Annotated in this window: 20 protein-coding genes; 3 read left to right on the top strand and 17 right to left on the bottom strand. The window is 40.8% G+C overall.

Features of this window, described 5'->3' with window-relative positions; all coding sequences use genetic code 11:
- Positions 1–168: 168 nt before the first annotated feature.
- The gene (gene pflB, locus HMPREF2764_RS08070; RefSeq protein WP_000260631.1) at positions 169–2493 is read right to left on the bottom strand and encodes a formate C-acetyltransferase; all 2325 of its coding nucleotides are present in this window, start codon (positions 2491–2493) and stop codon (positions 169–171) included.
- Between the two features lie 237 nt (positions 2494–2730).
- Here pflB and dinB point away from each other — a divergent pair, with 237 nt between their 5' ends.
- Positions 2731–3792 (top strand): DNA polymerase IV, encoded by a 1062-nt coding sequence (dinB, locus tag HMPREF2764_RS08065; protein WP_004257231.1) that lies wholly within the window; start codon positions 2731–2733, stop codon positions 3790–3792.
- Positions 3793–3825: 33 nt separating this feature from the next.
- Here the strand turns inward: dinB and HMPREF2764_RS08060 are convergent, their stop codons facing one another.
- On the bottom strand, positions 3826–4671 hold the full coding sequence (locus tag HMPREF2764_RS08060) for an undecaprenyl-diphosphate phosphatase (protein ID WP_033685557.1): 846 nt from the start codon (positions 4669–4671) through the stop codon (positions 3826–3828).
- A 60-nt stretch (positions 4672–4731) separates the two neighbouring features.
- A complete protein-coding gene (locus HMPREF2764_RS08055; RefSeq protein WP_070528653.1) occupies positions 4732–6621 on the bottom strand; it encodes a DUF2207 domain-containing protein in 1890 nt (629 codons plus the stop codon).
- A 139-nt stretch (positions 6622–6760) separates the two neighbouring features.
- Here HMPREF2764_RS08055 and HMPREF2764_RS08050 point away from each other — a divergent pair, with 139 nt between their 5' ends.
- Together HMPREF2764_RS08050 and HMPREF2764_RS08045 are read left to right on the top strand one after the other, a co-directional pair.
- Entirely contained in the window at positions 6761–8326 is a 1566-nt protein-coding gene (locus HMPREF2764_RS08050; RefSeq protein ID WP_020901541.1) for an ABC transporter substrate-binding protein/permease, read from the top strand.
- A complete protein-coding gene (locus HMPREF2764_RS08045; RefSeq protein WP_000189477.1) occupies positions 8326–9066 on the top strand; it encodes an amino acid ABC transporter ATP-binding protein in 741 nt (246 codons plus the stop codon). Before HMPREF2764_RS08050 ends, HMPREF2764_RS08045 begins: the two co-directional genes overlap by 1 nt.
- Positions 9067–9271: 205 nt before the next feature.
- On the opposite strand, the gene HMPREF2764_RS08040 is transcribed toward HMPREF2764_RS08045, so the two are convergent.
- The 14 genes from HMPREF2764_RS08040 to HMPREF2764_RS07975 form a co-directional block, all read right to left on the bottom strand.
- Positions 9272–9487 carry a capsule biosynthesis transcriptional regulator gene (locus HMPREF2764_RS08040; RefSeq protein WP_001130035.1) on the bottom strand — a complete coding sequence of 72 codons (216 nt, stop codon included), beginning with the start codon at positions 9485–9487 and terminating at the stop codon, positions 9272–9274.
- A gap of 832 nt (positions 9488–10319) precedes the next feature.
- On the bottom strand, positions 10320–11570 hold the full coding sequence (gene ilvA, locus HMPREF2764_RS08035; RefSeq protein ID WP_070528650.1) for a threonine ammonia-lyase IlvA: 1251 nt from the start codon (positions 11568–11570) through the stop codon (positions 10320–10322).
- A 113-nt stretch (positions 11571–11683) separates the two neighbouring features.
- The gene (gene ilvC, locus HMPREF2764_RS08030) at positions 11684–12706 is read right to left on the bottom strand and encodes a ketol-acid reductoisomerase (RefSeq protein ID WP_000290683.1); all 1023 of its coding nucleotides are present in this window, start codon (positions 12704–12706) and stop codon (positions 11684–11686) included.
- Positions 12707–12875: 169 nt separating this feature from the next.
- Positions 12876–13352 (bottom strand): acetolactate synthase small subunit, encoded by a 477-nt coding sequence (gene ilvN, locus HMPREF2764_RS08025; protein ID WP_001253803.1) that lies wholly within the window; start codon positions 13350–13352, stop codon positions 12876–12878.
- Positions 13345–15045, bottom strand: a complete 1701-nt coding sequence (locus HMPREF2764_RS08020) for an acetolactate synthase large subunit (protein WP_049539216.1) — start codon at positions 15043–15045, stop codon at positions 13345–13347. The genes ilvN and HMPREF2764_RS08020 overlap by 8 nt, the downstream gene beginning before the upstream one ends.
- 200 nt (positions 15046–15245) lie before the next feature.
- Positions 15246–16913 carry a DAK2 domain-containing protein gene (locus HMPREF2764_RS08015; RefSeq protein WP_070528646.1) on the bottom strand — a complete coding sequence of 556 codons (1668 nt, stop codon included), beginning with the start codon at positions 16911–16913 and terminating at the stop codon, positions 15246–15248.
- 2 nt (positions 16914–16915) lie between these two features.
- A complete protein-coding gene (locus HMPREF2764_RS08010) occupies positions 16916–17281 on the bottom strand; it encodes an Asp23/Gls24 family envelope stress response protein (RefSeq protein WP_000216437.1) in 366 nt (121 codons plus the stop codon).
- A 157-nt stretch (positions 17282–17438) separates the two neighbouring features.
- Entirely contained in the window at positions 17439–17627 is a 189-nt protein-coding gene (gene rpmB, locus HMPREF2764_RS08005; RefSeq protein WP_001140948.1) for a 50S ribosomal protein L28, read from the bottom strand.
- A 105-nt stretch (positions 17628–17732) separates the two neighbouring features.
- Positions 17733–18407 (bottom strand): hypothetical protein, encoded by a 675-nt coding sequence (locus HMPREF2764_RS08000; RefSeq protein WP_070528644.1) that lies wholly within the window; start codon positions 18405–18407, stop codon positions 17733–17735.
- 4 nt (positions 18408–18411) lie between these two features.
- The gene (locus HMPREF2764_RS07995; protein WP_070528641.1) at positions 18412–18858 is read right to left on the bottom strand and encodes a LytTR family DNA-binding domain-containing protein; all 447 of its coding nucleotides are present in this window, start codon (positions 18856–18858) and stop codon (positions 18412–18414) included.
- 113 nt (positions 18859–18971) lie between these two features.
- Positions 18972–19475 (bottom strand): phosphatase PAP2 family protein, encoded by a 504-nt coding sequence (locus HMPREF2764_RS07990; protein WP_070528637.1) that lies wholly within the window; start codon positions 19473–19475, stop codon positions 18972–18974.
- Positions 19476–19570: 95 nt separating this feature from the next.
- On the bottom strand, positions 19571–21331 hold the full coding sequence (locus HMPREF2764_RS07985) for an ABC transporter ATP-binding protein (protein ID WP_070528635.1): 1761 nt from the start codon (positions 21329–21331) through the stop codon (positions 19571–19573).
- Entirely contained in the window at positions 21321–23090 is a 1770-nt protein-coding gene (locus HMPREF2764_RS07980) for an ABC transporter ATP-binding protein (RefSeq protein WP_070528633.1), read from the bottom strand. Before HMPREF2764_RS07980 ends, HMPREF2764_RS07985 begins: the two co-directional genes overlap by 11 nt.
- Entirely contained in the window at positions 23074–23535 is a 462-nt protein-coding gene (locus HMPREF2764_RS07975; protein ID WP_070528631.1) for a MarR family winged helix-turn-helix transcriptional regulator, read from the bottom strand. The genes HMPREF2764_RS07980 and HMPREF2764_RS07975 overlap by 17 nt, the downstream gene beginning before the upstream one ends.
- Positions 23536–23566: the final 31 nt, after the last annotated feature.

Below are 23566 nucleotides of genomic sequence, written 5' to 3'. Positions count from 1 at the left end.
TAGTTTGCTCTTTGATTTTCATTGAGTATCAAATACCTCCCGCAACTCAACAAGTATCTTTGAATCCCGGTCAGACATTTCAATACCTGACTTAAGGAATTTAAGAGCCCAAAAACAACCCTCAGTCGACTGACCGAGGGTTCCTTATTTCATTATTCAAGAACTTGATTAGCTCAATGCATCCAAGGCATCATCCATTGAAAGAACTTCGTGGAAGACACGTTGTGTCAATTCAGTTTTTTGTTCTGGAGTGAGGTATTTAGTGTTTACACAGTATCCAGAGATACGTACGATAACGTCTTCACCTGACATGATCTTTTCGTAAACATCGTTCAAGTCCATAACGTTCAAGTTAACGTGTTGTCCACCGTTTTCAAAGTAACCATCAAGGATTGTTACCAAGTTATCAACTTGTTCGTCACGAGTCTTACCAAGAGCGCGAGGTGATACTTGTGTAGTCAATGAGATACCATCAGCCGCATAACTAAAGTCAAGGCTAGAAAGTGAGTTCAAGTTTTGCAACCATCCACCTTTAGCTTTATTAGATGGGTTAGCACCTGGTGAGAAGAATTCAAGTTTAGACAAGTTAACAGAACCATCTTCGTTGAGGTATACACCTTTGTGGACTGGTGAGTTACCAGTTTGTTTAGAGTAAGCAACGTTAGATGTGATAGTCAAAAGTGAAACTGTAGCTTCTGCATCTTTGTAAAGTTTGTGGCTACGTAGACGAGTTGTGTAAGCTTCGATCAACCATTCTGCCAATTCGTTTGAACGTGGGTCATCTTCACCCCAACGTGGGTATTCACCGATTGTTTCGTAATCGTAGATGTAGCCATTTTCGTCACGGATTGGTTTAACTGTAGCGTATTTGATAGCTGACAATGTGTCAACAGTGTTGGCAAATCCACAGATACCGAATCCCATGTTGGCACGTTGTTTAGTTGGCAAGAAGGCCATTTGAACAGCTTCGTAGTTGTACTTATCAGTCATGTAGTGGATGATGTTCAAAGCATCTACGTAAGTGTCAGTCAACCAGTCAAGAGATTTTTCAAAGTTAGCTTTAACTGATTCAAATTCAAGAACTTCGTCACGGATTGGTTCGATATCAAATACTTTGTAGTCTTTGTGAACATCGTCGTAACCACCGTTCAAACCAGTAAGAAGGGCTTTCAATACGTTTACACGCGCACCGAAGTACTGGATGTTGTGGCGTTGTTCTTCATTTTCTGGGTCAAGTGGAGACACACAGCATGAGATACAGCTCATTTCACCATATCCGTCTTTAGCCATTGTTGTTACACCTTCGTATTGGATAGAAGAGTGTTTGTGGCTCATGTGCATACAGTAGCGACGGAAGTTGTATGGCAATTTGTCAGTCCAAAGAACTGTCAAGTTTGGTTCTGGTGAGTTACCGATGTTGTCAAGAGTGTTCAAGAAACGGTAGTCCATCTTAGTAACACGGTGACGACCGTCGTTACCCATACCAGCCATAGAAGTTGTGATGAAAGTTGGGTCACCTGAGTACAATTGGTCATAAGCTTTAGTACGAGCAAATTTAACTGTACGAAGTTTCATAACGAAATCATCAACGAATTCTTGGATTTCTGATTCAGTAAATGTACCACGAGCCAGGTCACGTTCTGCAAAAATGTCCAATACGATTGGTACACGACCTAGAGATGTAGCAGCACCGTTGATAACACGGCAGACAGACATGAAGGCGATATTAACCCATTGGATTGCTTCTTTAACGTTCATCGCTGGTTTGCGAACATCAACTCCGTAAAGGTCACCCAAGCGAACAACTTGTTGCAATGCTTGGTATTGAAGGTTGATTTCTTCACGAAGACGAATTGTTTCTTCATCGATTTCTTCGATTGCATTCCAGTCGTTTACTTTTTCTTGCATCAAGTAGTCTGCACCGTAAAGAGCAAGACGTGCGTAAACACCGATGATACGTCCGCGTGAGTATGCATCTGGAAGACCAGTTACAGTGTGAGCGTGACGAGCGCGACGGATGTTTGAAGTGTAAGCACGGAAGATACCGTCGTTAACTGTTGTTACGTATTTAGTAAAGATTTCGTGAACAGCTGGATCTGGTTCGTATCCATTTTCTTTCAAAGTAGTTTCAGCCATACGGATACCACCTTTTGGCATGAAGTTCAATTTGAAGAGTTCATCGTTTTGGATACCGAAGATAACTTCGTTTTCTTTATCGATAAATCCTGCTGGGATATCAGCGATAGATGTTGGACGAGTGTCCATTGGGAAACGAGTTTCTTCGTAGTGAGCCTTAGTTTCTTCTACAATTTTTTTGATGTGAAGTGAACGTTCTGTTGGTCCTGCAAGGAAGCTTTCGTCTCCATCATAAGGTGTGTAGTTAGCTTGTACGAAGCGTGATACACTTGCTTTTTCTTTCCAATCTACGCCTTTGAAGCCTTCCCAAGCTTTGTCAAAAATATCTTGTGCTTCAACAACTGTCTTAACAACCATGTTAATGTCCTCTTTTTTCTTTCTAGTAACAGTCATCTGTTACATTCATGAGACAAGTATACCATACAGTAATCGTTTTCAACAAGTGGAAAATCCCTATTTTTACACTTTCTTTTCTAAAACAGTCTATATTTCGTTCCAAACTGTATTATATTTTTGAAAAAACGAAGTCCTTTTTCCTTTTTTTCAGAAAAAAGGGTATAATGAAAGAAAATAAGCAGTAAAAAGGAGCTATGCATGTTGATTTTTCCTTTGTTAAATGATTTGTCAAGAAAAATCATCCATATTGACATGGATGCCTTTTTTGCTGCGGTGGAAATCAGAGATAATCCTAAACTCAGAGGAAAACCTGTCATTATCGGCAATGACCCTCGGCAAACAGGTGGGCGTGGTGTCGTTTCCACTTGTAGCTATGAGGCGCGAGCTTTTGGTGTCCATTCAGCCATGAGCTCTAAGGAAGCCTATGAGCGTTGTCCCCAAGCCGTCTTCATCTCAGGAAATTATGAGAAATACAAATCTGTGGGACTCCAGATCCGAGCTATCTTTAAGCGTTATACAGATTTAATAGAACCCATGAGCATTGACGAAGCCTATTTGGATGTAACAGAAAATAAACTCGGTATCAAGTCAGCAGTCAAAATCGCTCGCCTCATTCAAGAGGATATTTGGCAAGAACTCCATCTAACTGCTTCTGCTGGCGTTTCCTACAACAAATTCTTAGCTAAAATGGCTAGTGATTATCAAAAACCACATGGTCTGACAGTGATTCTACCTGACCAGGCTGAGGACTTTCTCAAACAAATGGATATTTCCAAGTTTCATGGAGTAGGAAAAAAGACGGTAGAACGTCTTCATCAAATGGGCGTTTTTACCGGCGCTGATTTGCTTGAAGTCCCTGAGGTAACCCTAATAGACCGTTTTGGCAGGCTGGGCTATGACCTTTATCGAAAGGCTCGTGGCATCCACAATTCCCCAGTCAAATCCAATCGTATCCGTAAATCAATCGGGAAGGAGAAAACCTATGGGAAGATTCTACGTGCTGAGGAAGACATCAAAAAAGAGCTGACTCTCCTATCAGAAAGAGTCGCTCTCAATCTACATCAACAAGAAAAAGCTGGAAAAATTGTCATTTTGAAAATCCGCTACGAGGACTTTTCAACTCTTACTAAACGAAAAAGTCTTGCTCAAAAAACACAGGACGCTACTCAGATAAGCCAAATTGCCCTGCAGCTCTATGAAAAATTAAGCGAGAAAGAAAGAGGTATCCGCCTGTTGGGGATTACTGTGACTGGATTTTAAAACCTTGAAGAGCTGTCCCTTCAAGGTTTTTTCTTATACAAATAAACGCACAAAACTATAGAGCAACAAGACACTACCGAGTACGATACGGTATTTACCAAAAAGAGTAAAGTCGTGTTTTTTCACATAGCTTGTCAAAAAGCGAATAGCGACCATGCTGACTGCAAAAGCGACTCCCATCGCAACCAAGAGCAAGAACAATTGCCCAAAGCTCAAGAGCTGTCCGACTTTCACAAATTTGAAAATCTTTAAGGCACTGGCTCCAAACATAACAGGAATTCCAAGATAGAAGGTAAATTCTGTCACAACAGAACGACTAGTTCCATTCAATAAACCACCGACAATCGTTGCCCCAGAACGGCTAGTCCCTGGTAAAAGAGCAAGAACTTGGAAGAGTCCGATATAGAAGGCTGTCGTATAAGGAAGCTTGTCCAACTCTGTTACACTTGGTTCGATAGCACGCGCTTTATTGCGCTTTTCCAAATAGATAAAGGCAATCCCGTAGATAATCAACATGAGGGCAACTGAAACCATATTATGGAAGTGGGTATCAAACCAATCGTCAAATTTAAAGACGGCAAGTAAAGGCAAGGTCGCAATCAAGACCTTCAACCATAGTCTCCAAGTCTTACGAACTTCCTGCTTGTCCTTAGTCGGTTTGAAGGGATTGAGCTTGTTAAAGTAAATCACCATAACTGCTAAAATAGCACCAAGCTGAATCACGACATTAAACATGGACATAAAGGCTTCACTCTGATTTTGGTATTGGATAAATTCCTCTGCTAAAATCAAGTGACCTGTACTTGAAATCGGCAGCCATTCCGTAATTCCTTCAACAATACCGAAGAAGATAGATTTTAAAATTTCAATAAGATACATAGATTACTCCTTTTTCTATCTTCCATTATAGCATATTTTTTCAGCCATTGATAGCTCTCTTTAAAAGGCACCGATACTGCCCCCGCCGCCACCTCCGGAGAAGCCACCACCAGAACTTCCATTTCCAGAAGATACGGAATAGGTACTTGCTGTGTTTGCGACATTGACATAATGGCTCATTTGTGCTGTTGAATGATAAAACATATTGTGCCAGCCATAAGCTACATAGAGATTGATATCTGGATTTTCCACTTGAATCTGATGAAACTTCATCAAATGACTGACCTTGTCTGCATAGCCAAATAAAGTCGCATAAACCAAGAGGCGATTCCAGACCACAATACTTTCCAATTCAGCCTGATCCAATCGTGCAATCTCACGCAACATATTTTCAAAACTGGTCCAGAGATAGTATACTTCTGCTCCTGCTTCATTTAGGACACCATCACGATTATCTAATCGAAGCTTCCAATAATAGAAAACAGCCAAAACCAAACCTAGAAAACCAAGTATTGGCAAGAGGAGGTAAAGATAGCCATAAACATCCAAACTGTACAAGAACAAACCAAATCCGATAAATAGGGGCAAGATAGTCAAGACCCCCATACCCACTTGCAAGGCCTTTTCCCCACCAGTTAAAGGACGGTAGTAATCCGGAAGCCCCCAGAAGGTAACTCTATTTCTCACTCCTTCTTGCATCTCTTTCAATACTTCTTCAAAAGAAGATTTGAGCTGACGCCCCTTTGCTTGAATCCGTTTTTCATCAGAAACTTTTGCTCTACGATAAAGACTATCAGATACCTTGTAATCCGCAAACAAATTGGAAAGAGTTTCTTCTTTTTTGCCTGAAAAAGCCAGATTTAGACAGTCTTTCTCAAAACTTGACAAACCATCTTCTTTTACTAGCTTCAAACCAACTGCATCTCCTTCTGAAATGATAGAAACATTCCCACGGTCTATCACATCTAGCAAGGTAGCTTGAATAAGTTGGTCAAAGGTAAATTTACCTGCTCCTTTTGTTAGAGGACTCACTTCTTCCAAGGAGGTCGAGTAGACTGCTTCTGATAAAACCATAGGCTCTAATTCCATTGGTGGTTCATAGATACGATGATTTTTGGCATATTTGACGGAAGGAGTGGTCTTTCTTCTATAGATGAAATAGAAGCAAATACTCAATAACAAGGAGATAGAAAGTATCGAAGGGAAGACCCAAGTAACGAGTTGTTTACTTTGCTCTTTTTCTTTAAAAATCGAGTCTTCTATCTTATTAAACTCTTCTAAACGATTTCCTTTCAATCCCTGATCCCTAGCGCTAGCAAAATCAGTTCGAGGCCAGTAGGCATGCAATTCAACTCCCCGCTTAGGCGGAAGATTGTCTAAACGGATAGTATAATCAAGGTTACTCTTTTCAACCGTTCCCTCTCTAAAAAGTTTCCCTGTATGGAAAAAGAGTTTTTCAGCCCCCTTGTCTCCCCTTACATGAAATTCAAACTTTCCAATAGCTCCTGAACTATCTGTCAGAGGTTGCCAATTTAATTCAGCGATGTCATCATAAAGGAAAAGTAAATTCTTTAAGTTCCAAACGAGGTCAACTTCAACTGTGTCGCCTTCTTGACCTGAATTGTAGACTTTCACAGTATAACCATTCGCCTCTTCTGTCACTTCGCTAGTAACGTCTGTCAGTTCAGCACCGTTTTTCGAGGCCTGAACCTTTGGTTGAGGATCTATCTCAAATCCGCTAGGCATCTTGCCAGCACGTCCAAGTCCCACGATTTGCCCCTTAAAGTCCTCCTCAAACTGGTAAACTATCTTCTGTCTAAATTCTGCCGTATTGTCTGCATGAATATACAAATCTCCTTGATAAGAGTTTATCTTAAAATCAATGGCAAAAACCGAGAGTGGAAACATACAAAACAAACAAAATAACAGCAAGAAAAAAGTTTTTTTCATCAACTAAGTCCCCTTTTTTATCTTTGCTATCATTATATCATTTTTTCATAAGTAAGGGCTTACCTATGTTGAAAAATAGAGTTTTTTTCGATAAAATAGGAGACAGTTATTTTTTAATAGATTAGAAATAGGAGAAATCATGAGAAAAATATACTTATCTATTTTCACAAGTCTCTTGCTGATGCTGGGACTTGTCAATGTTGCCCAAGCCGATGAATATTTACGCATCGGGATGGAAGCAGCATATGCTCCCTTTAACTGGACTCAGGATGATGATAGCAATGGGGCTGTCAAAATCGATGGGACTAACCAGTATGCTAACGGATACGATGTTCAAATCGCCAAGAAAATCGCTAAGGACTTAGGTAAAGAACCTTTGGTTGTTAAAACAAAGTGGGAAGGTCTAGTTCCTGCCCTTACTTCTGGTAAGATTGACATGATTATCGCAGGTATGAGTCCTACTGCCGAACGCAAACAAGAAATTGCATTTTCAAGCAGTTACTACACTAGCGAACCAGTTTTGCTTGTCAAAAAAGATTCTACTTATGCAAACGCAAAATCTTTGGATGACTTTAACGGTGCAAAAATTACTTCTCAACAAGGTGTCTATCTTTATGACTTGATTGGTCAAATCCCAGGTGCTAAAAAAGAAACTGCCATGGGAGACTTCGCTCAAATGCGCCAAGCTCTTGAGGCTGGTGTCATCGATGCCTATGTTTCTGAACGTCCAGAAGCTCTGACTGCCGAAGCTGCTAACTCTAAGTTCAAGATGGTTCAAGTAGAACCAGGTTTCAAAACTGGAGAAGAAGATACAGCTATCGCCATCGGACTTCGTAAAGATGACAACCGTATTAGCCAAATCAATGCCAGCATTGAAACCATTTCAAAAGACGATCAAGTTGCCTTGATGGATCGTATGATCAAGGAACAACCTGCCGAAGCTACAACAACTGAAGAGACTAGCAGTAGTTTCTTTAGTCAAGTCGCTAAAATTCTTTCTGAAAACTGGCAACAACTCTTGCGTGGTGCTGGTGTCACTCTTTTAATCTCTATCGTCGGAACCATCACAGGTCTCATTATTGGACTTGCCATTGGTGTCTTCCGTACTGCTCCTCTATCTGAGAATAAGGCCATTTATGGCTTACAAAAACTAGTCGGCTGGATTCTCAATGTCTACATTGAAATTTTCCGTGGTACCCCAATGATCGTTCAATCGATGGTTATCTACTATGGAACTGCCCAAGCTTTCGGTATTAACCTTGACCGCACACTTGCTGCTATCTTCATCGTTTCGATCAACACTGGTGCCTACATGACTGAAATCGTTCGTGGTGGTATCCTAGCAGTTGACAAGGGACAATTTGAAGCTGCGACTGCTCTTGGTATGACTCATAACCAAACCATGCGTAAGATTGTCCTACCTCAGGTTGTCCGTAACATCCTACCAGCAACTGGTAATGAATTTGTCATCAATATCAAAGATACATCTGTATTGAACGTTATCTCTGTTGTCGAACTTTATTTCTCAGGAAATACAGTGGCAACACAAACCTATCAATACTTCCAGACATTTACAATCATCGCCGTGATTTACTTTGTCCTCACCTTCACCGTAACACGTATCCTACGCTTCATCGAACGCCGCATGGACATGGATACCTATACTACAGGTGCTAACCAAATGCAAACGGAGGATTTGAAATAATGACACAAGCAATCCTTGAAATTAAACACCTCAAAAAATCCTATGGACAAAACGAAGTGCTAAAAGACATTTCACTCACTGTCCACAAGGGAGAGGTAATCTCTATCATCGGAAGCTCTGGAAGCGGAAAATCAACCTTCCTACGCTCCATTAACCTCCTTGAAACGCCAACTGATGGACAAATCCTTTATCATGGACAAAACGTCCTCGAAAAAGGCTATGACCTCACGCAATACCGTGAAAAATTGGGAATGGTGTTCCAATCCTTTAACCTCTTTGAAAATCTAAACGTTCTTGAAAACACAATCGTCGCTCAGACAACTGTCCTTAAACGTGAACGTACAGAAGCTGAAAAGATTGCCAAAGAAAACCTAGAAAAGGTCGGCATGGGAGAACGCTACTGGCAAGCGAAACCAAAACAACTCTCAGGTGGTCAAAAACAACGTGTGGCCATCGCTCGTGCCCTTTCCATGAATCCTGACGCTATTCTCTTTGATGAACCAACATCAGCTCTCGATCCAGAAATGGTTGGAGAAGTCCTCAAAATCATGCAGGATTTAGCCCAGGAAGGCTTGACCATGATTGTTGTAACTCACGAAATGGAATTCGCCCGCGATGTCTCTCACCGTGTTATCTTTATGGATAAGGGAGTGATTGCTGAAGAAGGTAAACCAGAAGACCTCTTCACCAATCCTAAAGAAGACCGAACAAAAGAGTTCCTTCAACGCTATCTCAAATAAAAAGAAAAGGCTGCATCAACCGTGCAGTCTTTTTGCTGTCCTTATACTCTTCGAAAATCTCTTCAAACCACGTCAGCTTCCATCTGCAACCTCAAAACAGTGTTTTGAGCAACCTACAGCTAACTTCCTAGTTTGCTCTTTGATTTTCATTGAGTATCAAAATGAAAAGGCAGACCCTATTCAAGAATCCGCCATTATCCAAAGATTAATCTTCAAATTTTTCATGATTTTTATCATAGAAATCAATTAAACCTAGAGCCGTTTCAAACGAAATATTTTTTACTTTTGCACGCCCCTGCGCTAGAGCAATGATAGACATTTCACGCGCATTCGTTTCTTTAGAGATACGGTAGCCTGTGATTTTCTTATCACGAACCCAGCCAACAACTGATTCTACTTTTTCAAAGTTTGACTTAGCCATGTCCTTCTCCTATTTTCTTCTTTACGATATTTAATTGTATACGTTTTTATGTCTTTTGTCAATAAAAAAACATATATTCAATAAAATAATGAATTATATTTCTATTGCTATCTTATTAAAGCCGATAATATATAGGTTTTTGCTTGCTATAAACCATTAGTAAACGCCTTTAAAATAATTGCATTATTAACTCTTTTATTTGTAAGAATATTCATATTCTCAAATACCAGTTCTTGATAGGTTAGACAGGTTTTATCTTCAACTTTATTCTATTTATCCAACTTTAAAAGGACATTCCTAATAGCGGAAGACTTTCTCTCCAGACTATTTCTAACTATTCTTTTTCTTCTCCTTCTGCGACTTTCTTCCTGTCTGTATAAGCACTTTTCACTTGCTAAACTGGTACTATTTATTTACTTTATCAAGATTCCTTTTGTTTCTCCTACATCATTAAAAGATAAGTAGTCAGAAAACAATTGTATCCTATCTTTCAACATTTTCTACTGCTTTTAGTACCCCATCACTCTTCTCAGCCATCTCAGTATAAGGCATCTCATTAGAATTGATTATTTTTTCTAATTCCTATTATATTTAGCCAAATTTTAGATTAGACATATATAAAATGGTGGATTTCAAAAAAACTCCTTAAATATAACAAATAATTCTATTACCTTAATATAAACTGAATCAAAAACAATAGGCACTATAATGAGTTGTTGTAGAAACAGTGTGATCGATTTCCTAAGTTCATAGGAATCGCCCCCTTTCTTCATCCTCATTATAGCACCTATACATCAGTTGTGCAAATAATATGATATTTTTTTATTAGTCCTCAGACAAGCATATTATAAAGTGTTTCATTACCATTTAAGTTAATATAAGATGGATCAAAACCTTCCATTCGACGAATCAAGCCTGCATAATCATGCTTATCTGCCAAGGCAATCCCAATCAGTACAGGCCCTGTGCCCTTGCTAGCTCGCTTGATATACTCAAAACGTGTGATATCATCATTTGGACCCAGGATATCATTTACAAACTCACGCAAAGCCCCTGGACGCTGTGGAAAATTGACTACAAAGTAATGCTTGATCCCATCATAAATCAAGGCACGCTCTTCCATTTCTGGCATACGGTTAATATCATTATTTCCTCCAGAAATGATACAACAAATGGTTTTCCCCTTGATATATTCAGCCAACACCTCTAGAGAGGCGATACTAGCCGCTCCAGCAGGTTCTGCAACAATCCCTTGCTTAGAGTAGAGATCAATCAAGGTTTCAGAAATCAACCCCTCATCGACACCTACTAAGGTTTGAACATGTTGACGAGTTGCCTCATAGGTCAACTGTCCTACCTTTTGCACAGCAATCCCATCTGCAAATTTGTCAATTTCCTTGAGTTTGACTGGACCACCAGCTTCAAAGGCAGCCTTCATGGAACGTGCTCCATTAGCCTCTACCCCAATGACTTCAATTTCTGGACTTGTTTCCTTGATATAGGTAGAAACCCCAGCAATGAGACCACCACCACCAACAGGAACCAAGACAGCATCAAAATCAATCGATTCTTTTCGAGCTTCCTCTAAAATCTCATAAGCAACTGTTCCTTGACCTGCTTGGACATGGGCATCATCAAAGGGATCAATAAAGGTACGATTTTCAGAAACTGTAAATTCTTGAGCTGCCTTAGCAGAAGCATCAAAGGTATCTCCAACTAGTTTAATGGTTACGAAGTCACCACCAAAAAAGCGAACTTGACCAATCTTTTGTTGCGGAGTAGTAATGGGCATAAAGATGGTAGCAGGAATCTTCATTTCATTACAAGTATAGGCAACTCCCTGCGCATGATTTCCCGCAGAAGCGCAGACTACGCCACGCTCACGCTCTTCCTTGCTGAGCTGAGAAATAGCATAATAGGCACCACGAATTTTAAAGGAACGAACACGTTGAGCATTTTCCTTTTTCAAATAAATCTTAGCACCATACTTCTCCGATAAATAATGGTCATAATCCAGTGGGGTATTCACAACCACACCGCTCAAGACCTTGTGAGCCTTGATGATATCTTTTGAACTTAACATCTTTTTCTCCTAGACTATTCATACTATCACAATCCATCCTCTAAAACAGAGATGAATTGATTATAAAAGCGAGTTAGGTCCCCCCAACTCGCCTTCACCTTAATTTCTATAAATTAGTTATAGATTTTGAATGCATCATCATCGTTTTTACCAACGAATGGCATTGCTTTACGCAATTCTGCACCAACTTTTTCAATTTCAAGGTTAGCTGCTTGTTCACGGTAAGCAGTCAATTTTGGACGTCCAGCTTTATAGTCATTTACAAAGTCATTTGCAAATTTACCATTTTGGATGTCCGCCAAGACAGCTTTCATGTTTTCTTTAACTTGCTCAGTGATTACACGTGGACCTGATACATAGTCACCGTACTCAGCAGTGTTTGAAATTGATTGACGCATTTTCTTGAATCCACCTTCGTAGATCAAGTCAACGATCAATTTCATTTCGTGAAGAACTTCAAAGTAAGCCAATTCTGGAGCGTAACCTGCTTCTGTCAAGACTTCAAAACCTGCTTCGATAAGGGCAGTCAAACCACCACAAAGTACAGCTTGTTCACCAAACAAATCTTCTTCAGTTTCTTCTTTATAAGTTGTTTCAAGAAGACCTACACGAGCTGCTCCAACACCTTTACACCAGTCCATGGCAATGTTTTTCGCATTTCCTGTTGCATCTTGGTATACTGCGTAAAGAGCTGGAACTCCAAATCCTTCTTCATAAGTACGACGTACCAAGTGTCCTGGTCCTTTAGGAGCACACATGAAGACATCTACATCTGCAGGTACTTTGATAAATTCAAAGTGAATGTTGAAACCATGAGCAAATCCAACTGCGTTTCCAGCTTCCAAGTTTGGAGCGATTTCTGCTTCGTACAATTCTTGTTGGATTTCGTCTGGTGCCAAAATCATGATAACATCAGCCAATTTAGTAGCTTCTGCTACTGTGTAAGTGTCAAATCCATCTTCTTTTGCTTTGTCAAAAGATTTACCTGGACGTACACCGATGATGACATCACGACCTGAGTCACGCAAGTTTTGAGCATGCGCATGTCCTTGTGAACCATAACCGATAACGGCGATTTTTTTACCGTCAAGTGCTGCTACTTTAACATCTTTTTCATATTCCATTTGAACTGCCATAGTTTTTTCTCTCTTTTCTATTATTTATTGCCTTTTAGGCTGGATTAACAAATTTAAAATATTTTTATACTCAATGAAAATCAAAGAGCAAATTAGGAAGCTAGCTACAGGCTGTACTTGAGTACGGCAAGGCAAAGCTGACGTGATTTGAAGAGATTTTCGAAGATTATTAATCGCGGGTAAATCCAGTGGCACCCGTTCGAGCAATATTGCGAATACCGTATGGTCGAATGACTCGCAACAGTGCTTCGCTCTTTTCTGCATTTCCTGTCATTTGAATAGTAATCGAGCTTGGCGCTACATCTACCACCGTTGCACGGAAAGGTTGAATAATCGCTAAAATCTCAGCGCGCTTCTCGGCTGGTGCTGACATCTTAACCAAAATTACCTCGCGCTCCAAATGAGGCTTGTCTGTAATATCTCGAATGCGAATCACATCAATCTGACGATTAAGTTGCTTAATGATTTGCTCTACCTCATCATGTGAAGCAACATCAATAATAATGGTGATACGCGATACATTCGGATCTTCTGTTGCTCCAACAGAGATACTTTCGATATTAACCTGACGACGAGACAGGACACCGGTAAAGCGATTGAGGACTCCTGATCTATTCTGTAGTTTTGCTGTTAACATTCTACGCATGGAACTTCACCCCCAACATTTCATGATTACTCTTACCAGCTGGTACCATTGGTAACACCTGTTCCTTACGAGAAATATCTACCTCGATTAGCATAGGAACATCCTCAGTGATGACTTCAAGGTCTTGGGCCAAGGTCTCAGGATTGTCAAACTTATAGTTTTTAATTCCATAAGCTTGTGCCATCAATTGGAAATCAGGAAGGGTATCAAAGACTGACTCTGATGTTCTACCTTCATAGAAGGATTCCTGCCACTGGCGAACCATTCCAAGTGAGTGGTTGTTCAGCATAACAACCTTGATTGGCACCTTGTAAATGTTCAAAATAGCCAATTCCTGGTTGGTCATTTGGAAACCACCATCCCCAACAAACAAGACTACTTCCTTATCTGGGTTAGCAATTTTAGCACCGATTGCTGCTGGAATTCCGAATCCCATGGTTCCTAAACCGCCTGAAGTCACTAACTGACGCTCATTTTGGTATGGATAATACTGAGCTGTCCACATTTGGTGTTGACCAACGTCTGTGACCACAATGGCATCCCCGTTCGTCAATTCACCAATGCGTTCAATAACGGCTTGCGGTTGAACCACACGCTCTTTCTTGTCATAAGAACGAACACGGTTCTTGTCTTTAGTAACTTTCTCAATCCATTTCTCAGTATTGTTATGAACTGTCGGTTCTGCTAGTAACATTTGCAAGGCTTTCTTAGCATCTCCAACTACAGGAATATCTGCACTGATAATCTTGCCAATCTCAGCTGGGTCAATATCAATGTGAGCAACCTTGGCATTCTTAGCGAAGGTCTTAGGATTTCCTGTCAAGCGGTCATCGAAACGGCAACCAATACTAATCATAAAGTCAGCTTCCGTCATGGCAATATTAGCTGCGAAAGATCCGTGCATACCTCCCATTCCAAGGAAGAGTGGATGAGTCGTTGCAATCGTACCTTGCCCCAAAAGACTGGTTACCACTGGAATTTGATAGCGCTCTGCAAATTCATTTAATTCTGCAGCAGCTTCAGCATAACTAATTCCACCACCAGCTAGCAAGACTGGCTTTTTAGCCTTGGATAATTGCTTCAAGATTTTCTTGATTTGCATATCATTCGGCTCAAGAGTCGGCTGATAGCTTGGTAGGTTCACTTCTGGTGAATAAATGAAATCTGTTTCCAAAGCAGATACGTCTTTAGGTAGGTCAATTACGACTGGCCCTGGTCGACCTGTAGTTGCGATATGGACAGCTTCCGTAATGATACGCGGAATATCTGCCGTCTCACGAACTTGGTAATTGTACTTAGTGATTGGCATGGTAATTCCCACGATGTCTGCCTCCTGAAAGGCATCCTTCCCAATCCCTGCTCGCGCAACCTGTCCTGTAAAGACCAAAAGGGGAACACTGTCGCTCATGGCATCCGCAATCCCTGTAATGGCATTTGTTGCTCCCGGTCCGCTAGTGACGACGGCAACACCCAACTTTCCAGTTGATTTGGCATAACCTTCAGCTTCATGCAGACAACCTTGCTCATGGCGTCCTAGAATGTGGCGAATGCCTTTAAAATTATATATCGCATCATAAAAAGGCAAGACTGCACCACCAGGATAACCAAAGATGGTATCAATTCCTAAATCACGAAGTGTTTCCAAAACTAGGTCCGACCCCGTCTTAGGAGATTCTAAACTGATTTTCTCCATTGTTCCCCTTTCTCTTCTCTTAAAAATAACTTGTTACTATCATACCATTTTTTCAAAATTTTTCAAGAGAAAAGAAGAAATTTTCTGAATTTTCTATTTTAACGTTTATTTATGAATGTTATTTTTGTTTTTATTAAAAAGATACCGATTTCATTTACTAAAAAAGAAAAAAGAACTGATTTCTCAGTTCTTCATTAATCTTATTCCACACTGAATAGGTATGGGTAAACAGGTTGTTGACCTTGATGAATCTCGACTTCAACATCTTCGAATTCTTCTGTGATTTCTTGGGCAATTTCATTGGCAAGTTCTTCGCTTCCGTCTTCACCGACATAGAAGGTTACAATTTCACTATCTTCATCCAACATATGTTTCAAGGTTTCTATCAAGGTTTGGTGCATATCAGGGTTTGACACGAGGATTTTCCCATCCACCATACCTAGATTATCGTTTTCATGGATTTCTAAGCCATCAATGGTTGTATCACGCACAGCTGTTGTGACGCTTCCACTAACGACATCGCTAAGAGCAGCAGTCATACGCTCTTGGTTTTCTTCTATGGACTTACTTGGATCAAAGGCGAGAAGACTTGTCAAACCTTGTGGCAAAGTACGAGCTTCCACCACTACTGCTGGTTGTTCCAAAACTTCTGCTGCAGATTGAGCTGCCATGAAGATGTTTTTGTTGTTTGGCAGGAAGATAATGTTACGAGCGTTGACCTGTTCAACAGCCTTGATAAAGTCTTCAGTTGAAGGGTTCATAGTTTGACCGCCTTCAATAACATAATCCACACCTTGAGAACGGAAGATATCTGCTAGACCTTTACCAGCCACTACAGCAATCAAAGCATACTCTTTTTCTTCAGCAGGCTTGCTAACTTGAGCAGCTTCTTTTTCAACCTGTGCTTCGTGTTGGTTACGCATATTGTCAACTTTTACCTTGACCAAGCTACCATATTTGAGACCTTCTTGCATAACAAGTCCTGGATCTTCTGTATGGACATGGACTTTGACAATTTCATCATCGTTAACAACGAGGAGAGAGTCTCCAAGCTCATTCAAGTAGTTACGGAATTCATCGTAGTCAAAATCTTTGGCATAGGTTGGGCCTTGCTTAAGAGCTACCATGATTTCAGTACAGTAACCAAAGGTGATATCCTCAGTCGCTACATGACCAGCTACAGACTTGTGGTGCTCTGCATTGATCATTTCACTCATGTTAGCAGGAGTGGCTACAAAGTCCTCAGATGCAATATATTCGCCAGTAAGAGCTGAAAGGAAACCTTCGTAGATAAAGACCAATCCTTGACCACCTGAGTCCACAACACCAACTTCTTTCAATACTGGAAGCATGTCTGGTGTTTTAGCTAGAGCTGTTTTAGCACCTTCCAAGGCTGCGCGCATGACTTCAACAGCGTCATCTGTTTGCTCAGCTTTTTTCTTAGCACCGATAGCAGCCCCACGAGAAACTGTTAAAATCGTTCCTTCAACTGGTTTCATAACTGCCTTATAGGCAACTTCCACACCTGATTGGAAGGCAAGGGCCAAGTCTTGACCTGTTAACTCGTCTTTATCCTTGATGGCTTGTGAAAATCCACGGAAAAGCTGAGACGTAATAACTCCTGAGTTCCCACGCGCGCCCATCAAAAGACCTTTGGCAAGAATGCTCGCTACCTCTCCAACTGTAGAAGCTGGTTTGTCTGCAACTTCCTTAGCACCATTTTCAATGGTCATTCCCATGTTTGTTCCAGTATCTCCATCTGGAACTGGAAAGACGTTTAATGAATTGACATATTCAGCTTGCTTATTCAAACGAGTTGATGCAGCCTGCACCATTTCTTGAAATAAGCTAGTAGTAATTTTTGACACGGTTATTCTCCTACAACTTTGATATTTTGAATGTAGACATTTACAGTCTGAGCGGTAATTCCAAGTTGGTTTTCCAAACTAAATCGAACACGCTCTTGAATGTTTTTTGACACTTCGCTAATCTTTGTTCCGTAGCTCAACACGGTATATACATCAACTGCAATACTGCCATCTTCGGCCGCCTTTACGACGACACCTTTGGAATAATTTTCCTTACCTAGAAGGGCTTGGAAATTATCTTTGAGGGCATTTTTACTAGCCATACCGACCACACCAAAAATCTCAGTTGCTGCTCCACCTACGACGGTTGCAATCACTTCATCTGTTAGTTCGATTTGACCATCTTTTGTATTAATTTTTACAGTCATCCTTTTTACCTCAACTAGTTGATACTCTATTTTATCATATTTCAGCCCAAGTGTAAAAGCAGAATACTGTATCAGCGGATATTTACTCTATTTTTTCAAATGATTTTATACCTACAGTAAAAGAAAAAAGACCCTAAGGTCTCCTTTGCTTTTATTATTAAACGCGTTCAACTTTACCTGATTTCAAAGCACGAGCTGAAGCCCAAACTTTTTTAGGTTTACCATCGATAAGAACAGTAACTTTTTGAAGGTTTGGTTTTACGGCACGTTTTGTTTGGTTCATCGCGTGTGAACGGTTGTTTCCTGATACAGTCTTACGACCTGTAAAGTAACATACTTTAGCCATTGTGTTTTCCTCCTATTAGATCTAATATAGCGGATGTGCTAGCACCACATACCGTACTATGTTATCACACTTTCTTCATTTTTGCAAGGGAATTGGAAGATTTTTTTATTTAACGTAGACAACACCAAGTTTGCCAAAAGCCACATCTCCACGGATAATCAAAGTTTTACTGGTTGGAGCTAGAGAAGTATCTGCCTTGGCTACACCACAGAAAGTTTCCACTTTCAAATCCACTCGCCAGTGTTGCGGAACATAAATAACTGCATTGCCAAAACCGACTTCCACTTTCAGGGTTGCGGTATCTCCCAACATCTCTGCATTGTCATAATATATCTTGGCATTGCCAAAACCAACTTCTACTTGATCTTCTACCAATTCTTGCTCTTGCTTGTAGAAAGTCCCACTTCCAAAAGCGACCTCCTTATCTGTCAGAATGGTCTTTTTACCATCATACCACCATTTTTTCCCATTCCAAGTTCTGTTAGAATGAGTGAGTGCGCTGACACCCATTACGATTAAAATACTAGCCAAAGTAAGTGAAACAGGAGATATCTGAATCCAATTATAAAAAAGATTCACTATATTTAACGCTATTAATGCTAAAAAAGTAGCTCTTGTCCAATGATGCCTAAGCAAAGATTCTACCGCCTTATAAAGGAGAAAAGCAATAAAGATGAAGGGAGAATACTTAGTCTCCAAGGATGGGACACCATAATGTCCCTGAAACAGAATCCATGCCGCCAAAATAAGCAACACAATACCAAATGCTTTCTTTTTCATGTTCTTACCTCATGTTTCTTAGATTTTCTTTTAGGAGGGATTGGTAATGTCGTGAGACATGAACCTCCTTGTGGGTCTGATAAAAGGAAATGGTGCCCGTTCCTGAAAAGGACTTGTCCACCGAATAGATTTGCCGAATATTAGCGATAGTTGACTTGGATACCCGACTAAAGTAACGAGGAAGGATAGCCTCTAACTCATAGAGTTTAAGCCGAACCTCGTAGGCATCTTTCTGGGTATGGGCGTAAATCTTGTTAACTTCCGTCTCAAAGAAGAGAATTTCCGATAGGTCCAGATAATATTCACCCGTCCCCTTGTAAAAAATCAACCTAGGAGACTTGGATTCTTGCAAGAGCCGCTGTAAATCCGCAATCTCATCTGTCAAAGCCGCTGCCTTGATGATAATTTCAGTTTCCTCTAAATTGCTGTCAATTTCGATTCGTAACTTCATTCCATCTCCTTTCTGACTCTACTATATCAAAGGGAAAATAAGAAAACAAGAGCAAAAAAGCAAGTGGTTACTTTAGACTCGTAAGTGGTTGTGGGACCACCTTAACTTACAGGTCAACATAGAAAGAAAATCACACCCCACACAAGACCACAAATATAGCCAACCACTACATCCTTGGGAAAATGCACTCCACCTAAGACTCTCACGAGACCGAGGAGGGCTGACAAGACCAACAAGATAACCCCTACAGATAAACTAGCATGCAAGCAAGCCATGGAGATAATGGTTGCTGAAAAGACATGACGACTGGGCATAGACTGACCAGGACTATCTCTGTCAAGCAAGGGTTTAATATCCCATTCCTCATAAGGTCTAGGGGCATTGATTTTCTTACGAAGAAAGGATAAAATCACAAAACCTGTAGCAGGGATAAACACATAGATCAATATCTGCTTTCCAAATCCTTCTTGGAAATAGGTAGTTGCTAACAAGGTCAGATAAATCATAGGCATAACTACCGTCATGAACCGATTGAAAGTTCTTAACAAGCTCGGAAGAAAGGGCTTATTTTCAATGTTACCAGCAATGTGGTCATACCATTCTTGATAATTTTTCATATATTTTCTCATCATTTATTCAAATTTTGCTTATAGGGAAGCACTTGTCTTCTAGTATAGTGCAGAAAAAGAAGGCCGTCAAGCCTTCTTTCGATTTATTCTTCTACTTCGTCTTCTGTAAATTGACTGTTGTAGAGGTCGGCGTAGAAACCAGCTTGCGCCATCAGCTCATCATGATTTCCTTGCTCGATGATATTCCCATCTTTCATGACGAGAATAAGATCAGCATTACGGATGGTTGACAAGCGGTGGGCGATGACAAAGGACGTTCTGCCTTCCATCAAACGATCCATGGCTTTCTGAATTAATTCCTCTGTACGGGTATCAACAGAAGAAGTCGCCTCATCTAGGATTAAGAGTGGTGCATCTTTCAACAAAGCACGAGCAATAGTTAAGAGTTGTTTTTGCCCGACAGACAAGGTCACTGTATCATCCAAGACAGTATCATAACCATCTGGCAGGGTCATGATAAAGTGGTGAATCCCTACAGCCTTGCTGGCTTCAATCACACGCTCATCACTAATACCTGTTTGGTTATAGATGAGATTGTCGCGAATGGTTCCTTCAAAGAGCCAAGTATCCTGTAAGACCATTGAAAAGGCATCATGTACTTCCGAACGCTTCATATCCTTGGTATCCACACCATCGATACGGATACTTCCCTTATCAATCTCATAGAACTTCATCAAAAGATTGACAATGGTTGTCTTACCAGCTCCGGTCGGTCCGACAATCGCAACCTTTTGACCTGCATGAGCGGTCGCAGAAAAGTCATGAATAATGGTTCGCTCTGGTGTATAACCAAAGGAGACTCGATCAAAGACTACTTGACCTTTCATATCGCTCAATTGTCTTTCTTTATAGGATTCGTCTTCCATTTCCTCTTCAGCTAGGAATTCGAAGACACGTCCCATGGCTGCACTAGCCTGCTGAAGACTAGTAACCCCTTGGGCGATTTGTGAAAGAGGCTGAGAAAAGATACGAACGTAGGCCATAAAGGCCACGATAATCCCGATACTGATCTGCCCATTCAGAGCCAAGGCTGCACCGACGATAATCACTAAGGCATAACTAAAGTTCCCAATGAACATCATAATCGGCATCATAATCCCTGAAATAAACTGAGATTTCCAGATACTGTCATACAGACGATGGTTTAATTTCGCAAACTCTTCTTTCGTGCTCTCAATAGCATTGTAACTGGTCACTACATTATGGCCAGAGTACATTTCCTCCACATAGCCATTGACAGCTGCTAAATCTTGTTGCTGACTCTTAAAAAATCCCTGTGATTTGCCCATAAAGACGGACACGAAAGCAAAACCAATAAGGGTTGAAACAACCGTCACCAAGGCTAAAATCCAGTTCATCCCAAACATGGTTACCAAAACTGCCAAGACCAATAAACTAGATGAAAGAACTGTTCCCAGACTTTGATTAAGGGACTGGGCTGCAGTGTCAACGTCATTGGTTACACGAGACAAGGTATCCCCTTGAGAATGTCCATCAAAATATCTCAATGGTAGGCGATTGATTTTCTCTGCAATGGCTGTTCTCAAACGCTCTGAAAAACGTTGAATGACTGTTGTAAACAGAAAGGCCTGCAAATAATTTGATAGAAGTCCAATCACATAAATCACGGCCAAAAAACTACCAATAGCTGCAACTGCCGCTACATCCACACTTGTTTCCAAACCACTGGCAATAATATTAGTCATTTCCTTGATGCAGGTTGGCCCATATACAGTAATGATATTAGATAGGATTGTTGCTAGAAAGGCTATCAGAAGGGCAAACTGGAGACCTGCAAGATAGGGTTTACTCTGTTTCCAGAGAGACATTTTTTTATTTTCCATGTTCCAATTCCTCCTTCGATAATTGTGAATAGGCAATTTCTTGATAAACTTCGTTATTAGCTAGAAGTTCCTTGTGGGTGCCTTGTCCCACGACTTTACCTTGATCCAAGACCAAAATCAAATCTGCATCCATAATGGTTGAAATACGCTGTGCGACGATGAGCTTGGTCATAGATTTTGTTTTCTCTGCTAGCTCTTGGCGTAGGACACGGTCTGTCTTGTAATCCAAGGCTGAGAAGGAGTCATCAAAGATGAGAATTTCTGGCTTCCGAGCCAAGGCACGCGCAATGGCCAGACGCTGTCTTTGTCCACCTGAGAAGTTGGTTCCTCCTTGAGCTACTTCTGACTCCAAGCCAGCTTCCTTGTCTTCGATAAAGTTCTTAGACTGGGCCAATTCCAAGGCTTGCCACATAGCTTGTTCACTAAGCGGTGTTTCTTGACTATGTCCAAAGTCTAGATTGCCCTTGACATCACCTGAAAAGAGTACAGCTTTTTGTGGTATATAACCGACCTTATTGCGCAAATCTTCCAAACCGTAATCTTGAACATTAACTCCGTCCACTAGAATTTCTCCTGCTGATACGTCATAGAAACGTGGAATCAGATTGACTAGAGTTGACTTACCAGAACCAGTTGAGCCGATAAAGGCAACTGTTTGGCCAGCTTCTGCTCTAAAGCTAACATTCTCGATAACTGCCTCCGAATTTGCAGCATAGCGGAAGGTCACATCCTTAAATTCGACCTTACCTTTAAGGTTTTCATCAGCCAGCTGCACTTGATCAGGATTTTGGATAGAAGAATGCAAATCTAGAACCTGATTAAGCCGCTTGGCAGAGACCATGGTTCGAGGAAGAACGATGAAGAGCGCCCCCATGAGAAGGAAGCCCATAACAACCTGCATGGCATAAGACATGAAAACAACCATGTCACTAAAGAGGGGCAGACGCGCTGTCGGAGCAGCATCGTTGATTACATAGGCTCCAATCCAGTAAATCGCCACACTCAAACCACTTGAAATCCCCATCATAATGGGATTTAAAATAGCCATAAGACGGTTGACAAACAAATTCAAGCGTGTCAGCTCATCATTTGCTGCTGTAAATTTTTCATCTTGGTACTTTTCAGCATTGTAGGCACGAACAACGCGAATACCTGTTAAACTTTCACGAGTAATGCTATTCAGTTTATCAGTCAAACTTTGAATCAAGGACTGTTTTGGAAAGGCTAGCGTCATCAAAACGGTTGTCATCAAAACATTGACAATCACTGCCACAAGTACCGCCCAGAGCCAGTATTCTGAATGGCCTAAAATCTTCCCGATGGCCCAGATAGCCATAATCGGACCACGCGTAACCACTTGCAATCCCATGGTAATCAACATCTGAACTTGGGTAATATCATTAGTGGTACGAGTTAGGAGGCTGGGAATAGAGAATTTCTTAATCTCTGTCTGCGAGTAATCCAAAACTCGATTAAAAATATCACTTCTCAGCCTACTAGTGTAAGAAGCAGCCACTCTGGATGCAAAAAATCCAACTGCGACTGCGGATAAGAAGGCAAAAAAAGACATTCCGACCATCATACCTGCTGGTTGCCATAACTCATCCAAGTTGGTTCCTTGACTTCCCAGCAAATCCGTGATTTTAGAGATATAGGTCGGAACTTCCAACTCTAGATAGACCGAAAAGCATGTAAAGAGAATGGCTAGTAAAATCATCCCCCATTCTTTTCTACTAATTCGTTTAGCTAATTTCTTCATTCTCTCCTCCTATTCTCTTGATATTTTCCTGTAGTTGATTGAGGACTTTCTCAAAAATCAGTAATTCATCTTCATCAATGTCTGCCATCAACTGGTTGTCAATACGTTCAAAGAAGGCCTTGATTTCTTGCATCTGAGAGCGCGATTTGTCCGTCAGATGAACAAACTTAGCCCGCTTATCGACAGGATTTGCCTCCAATTCCACCAAACCATTTTGCACCATACGTTTGACCAAATTACTAGCAACAGACTTGCTAATGTTGAGTTCTTGTTCAATATCCTTGATGAGCGTTAATTCTTGTTCATGCTCACGCCAACCTAAAAAACGCAGAACTTGTCCTTGAGGTCCACCCATAAATTCAATACCACAACGTTTGGCTTCCTTTTGTACCATCAGATGTACCTGGTGTCCAAAACGTTTTAAAACCAGCATTGGTTTATCCATACTTACTCCTTTCTAAGCATTACATTTAGTT

Origin of the sequence: Streptococcus sp. HMSC073F11, from assembly GCF_001810785.1 — a bacterium.
Classification (GTDB): domain Bacteria; phylum Bacillota; class Bacilli; order Lactobacillales; family Streptococcaceae; genus Streptococcus.
This window is presented reverse-complemented; position numbering and strand designations above follow the sequence as displayed.

Bases quoted from the DNA above. Each gene is read 5' to 3' on its own strand.
- HMPREF2764_RS08050 (WP_020901541.1), top strand. From the start codon at position 6,761: ATGAGAAAAATATACTTATCTATTTTCACAAGTCTCTTGCTGATGCTG.
- rpmB (WP_001140948.1), bottom strand. From the start codon at position 17,627: ATGGCTAAAGTATGTTACTTTACAGGTCGTAAGACTGTATCAGGAAAC.
- ilvA (WP_070528650.1), bottom strand. From the start codon at position 11,570: ATGTTAAGTTCAAAAGATATCATCAAGGCTCACAAGGTCTTGAGCGGT.
- HMPREF2764_RS07985 (WP_070528635.1), bottom strand. From the start codon at position 21,331: ATGGAAAATAAAAAAATGTCTCTCTGGAAACAGAGTAAACCCTATCTT.
- HMPREF2764_RS08000 (WP_070528644.1), bottom strand. From the start codon at position 18,407: ATGAAAAAGAAAGCATTTGGTATTGTGTTGCTTATTTTGGCGGCATGG.
- HMPREF2764_RS07995 (WP_070528641.1), bottom strand. From the start codon at position 18,858: ATGAAGTTACGAATCGAAATTGACAGCAATTTAGAGGAAACTGAAATT.
- HMPREF2764_RS08060 (WP_033685557.1), bottom strand. From the start codon at position 4,671: ATGTATCTTATTGAAATTTTAAAATCTATCTTCTTCGGTATTGTTGAA.
- HMPREF2764_RS07975 (WP_070528631.1), bottom strand. From the start codon at position 23,535: ATGGATAAACCAATGCTGGTTTTAAAACGTTTTGGACACCAGGTACAT.
- HMPREF2764_RS08045 (WP_000189477.1), top strand. From the start codon at position 8,326: ATGACACAAGCAATCCTTGAAATTAAACACCTCAAAAAATCCTATGGA.
- HMPREF2764_RS07980 (WP_070528633.1), bottom strand. From the start codon at position 23,090: ATGAAGAAATTAGCTAAACGAATTAGTAGAAAAGAATGGGGGATGATT.
- HMPREF2764_RS08040 (WP_001130035.1), bottom strand. From the start codon at position 9,487: ATGGCTAAGTCAAACTTTGAAAAAGTAGAATCAGTTGTTGGCTGGGTT.
- HMPREF2764_RS08055 (WP_070528653.1), bottom strand. From the start codon at position 6,621: ATGAAAAAAACTTTTTTCTTGCTGTTATTTTGTTTGTTTTGTATGTTT.
- HMPREF2764_RS07990 (WP_070528637.1), bottom strand. From the start codon at position 19,475: ATGAAAAATTATCAAGAATGGTATGACCACATTGCTGGTAACATTGAA.
- HMPREF2764_RS08010 (WP_000216437.1), bottom strand. From the start codon at position 17,281: ATGACTGTAAAAATTAATACAAAAGATGGTCAAATCGAACTAACAGAT.
- ilvC (WP_000290683.1), bottom strand. From the start codon at position 12,706: ATGGCAGTTCAAATGGAATATGAAAAAGATGTTAAAGTAGCAGCACTT.
- dinB (WP_004257231.1), top strand. From the start codon at position 2,731: ATGTTGATTTTTCCTTTGTTAAATGATTTGTCAAGAAAAATCATCCAT.
- HMPREF2764_RS08020 (WP_049539216.1), bottom strand. From the start codon at position 15,045: ATGGAGAAAATCAGTTTAGAATCTCCTAAGACGGGGTCGGACCTAGTT.
- pflB (WP_000260631.1), bottom strand. From the start codon at position 2,493: ATGGTTGTTAAGACAGTTGTTGAAGCACAAGATATTTTTGACAAAGCT.
- ilvN (WP_001253803.1), bottom strand. From the start codon at position 13,352: ATGCGTAGAATGTTAACAGCAAAACTACAGAATAGATCAGGAGTCCTC.